General features: G+C 39.4%; 3 protein-coding genes. All 3 read left to right on the forward strand.

Annotated elements, in window-relative coordinates:
• Positions 1-261: 261 nt before the first annotated feature.
• The 3 genes from WB217_RS05900 (at position 262) to WB217_RS05910 (ending at position 1,911) form a co-directional block, all read left to right on the forward strand.
• On the forward strand, positions 262-411 hold the full coding sequence (locus WB217_RS05900; RefSeq protein WP_423991562.1) for a hypothetical protein: 150 nt from the start codon (positions 262-264) through the stop codon (positions 409-411).
• Positions 412-546: 135 nt separating this feature from the next.
• Complete coding sequence (locus WB217_RS05905) at positions 547-1,122, forward strand: histidine phosphatase family protein (protein ID WP_423991564.1); 576 nt, start codon at positions 547-549, stop codon at positions 1,120-1,122.
• A 135-nt stretch (positions 1,123-1,257) separates the two neighbouring features.
• A complete protein-coding gene (locus WB217_RS05910) occupies positions 1,258-1,911 on the forward strand; it encodes a DsbA family oxidoreductase (protein WP_423991566.1) in 654 nt (217 codons plus the stop codon).
• Positions 1,912-2,030: the final 119 nt, after the last annotated feature.

A 2,030-nucleotide genomic window follows, 5' to 3' on the forward strand; every position in this document is an offset into this window, starting at 1 on the left:
AAATAAGGAAAGAGAGGGGGAAAGGACATGGTAAGAGCATAAGAATTTTGTCTAATTTGTGAATGTTTTAATAGAGTTCTAAAGGATTTTTTAATAGCAGCTTTGAAAGTTTTCGTTAGCCGGGTATATCTAAAGGAGTGGGATTATATTTTCAGTATAATTTTGCTATTCCGTCTTTTGTGTGAAAGTATTCACGTGAATAATTTCACATGATATAATGAAAGCGTAAACAATCCATTAACCCTATTGGGAGGAATTATGATGTTATCCGATTTAATTTATGAATTCAAAAACTGGTGGATGGGCGCTTCATGTCATGGGATGGAAATGGATGAATTTGAACGTATTGAATCAAAGCATACTAGAGTTCATCATGATGAAGATTTTCATGAGGAAATTCGAGTGCACTAACATATATTTTATCGAAGCCTAGAATGATTAGGCTTCTTTTTTTATGCAATTGATTGAAAAGGGTTATTGGAACATCATGTTGAATCCATATATAAAACCACTGTTACATAGAGTGAAAAAAGCTGGAGGAGCAGCATGCAAACTTTTATATACCTGGTGAGACATGGTGATTCACCGAAAAAAGAAGAAAATGAAAGAACGAGAGGATTAACTGAAAAGGGGAAGCGAGATGCTAAGCGAATAACTGAGCTGTTAAAAGAAGAAGAGATTGAGGTTTTTGCTTCAAGCCCATACAGCAGAGCGAGCCTTACGATTCAGAAGTTAGCTGAGCTTTCCGGAAAACAAGTTTTACCTATTGAAGACCTTAAAGAGAGAGTTTTTTCAGGAGAAGACATGCGACTTTCCGATGAAGAATTATTTCCGTTGTTAGAGAGATCCTTTGCAGATCCAGACTATGCGTTGCCACGAGGGGAGTCTAATAAAGATTGCCAGGAACGAGCTATCAGGGTTTTAAAAGATATATTAACGAGCTGTAAAGGGAGGAAAGTGGCAATAGGCACACATGGAGCTGTAATGACCCTCATGATGGCGTATTTTGATAGAAGGTATAATTTAGATTTTTTACATAAACTTTCAAAACCGGATGTATATAGAATGACATTTGAAGGAGAAAAATTGGTGGACGTCATTCGTTTGTGGGAAGCTGATTAAGGTGTTTTGACTCCCGAATCAAATCTCGTGTAAATTTTTAGCTTAACACCTATACTATAGTAGAATTATCGTTTAGGAGGGACTTACATGATGCAAATTGAAATGTGGACGGACTACGCTTGACCATTCTGCTATATTGGCAAAAAGCGTCTGGAGGACGCTATTCAGCAGATTGACCATCCAATCGAAGTTACATACCGATGCTTTGAACTGGATCCAACAATGGGTAAAGATATAAAAGAAGACATGCCAGAATTATTAGCGAAAAAATATGGGATGAGTATCGCGCAGGCAAAAGGCAACCTTCAAAACATGGAACAAATGGCGAAGGAAGCTGGGTTGGAATATCATCTGGATACTGTTATTTTAACCAATACCTTTGATGCTCATCGTTTAACGATGTTTGCTAAAAAGCATGGATTGATGCATGAGATGACAGAACGCATCTTGCGTGCATATTTTACCGATTCAAAACATATCGGGGATCATGAAACCTTAACGGAATTAGCTGTGGAGGTTGGGTTAGACCGGGAAGCAGTCGCGAACATGCTTGCCAGCGATGAGATGGCAGATGAGGTCCGTGCCGATGAGCAAACCGCAAAGCAGTATCGCATCACCGGTGTCCCATTCTTCCTCATCAATAACAAATACGCCCTCACTGGTGCACAGCCAACCGAGGCATTCGTCCAGGCACTGACAAAAGTCATTGCAGAGGATCAAATCACGGTTCTAAACAGCCAGGACGGCGATCTGTGTGACGAGGATGGGTGTGAAATACCTAAGAAGTAACGATCTGAACAGAAGCATGGGGACGTATCTTATGCTTCTGTTTTATTTAGTGAATCTATCAGCGGAATTTAATATTTTTGTGCTGAAAACCAGTCATTAAAAGAAGCAAAGGGTACGTC

This window comes from Mesobacillus sp., from assembly GCF_049588175.1.
Classification (GTDB): domain Bacteria; phylum Bacillota; class Bacilli; order Bacillales; family Cytobacillaceae; genus Mesobacillus.

Excerpts from the sequence above, each read along its gene's own strand:
- WB217_RS05900 (WP_423991562.1), top strand. The coding sequence starts at position 262 with ATGTTATCCGATTTAATTTATGAATTCAAAAACTGGTGGATGGGCGCT.
- WB217_RS05905 (WP_423991564.1), top strand. The coding sequence starts at position 547 with ATGCAAACTTTTATATACCTGGTGAGACATGGTGATTCACCGAAAAAA.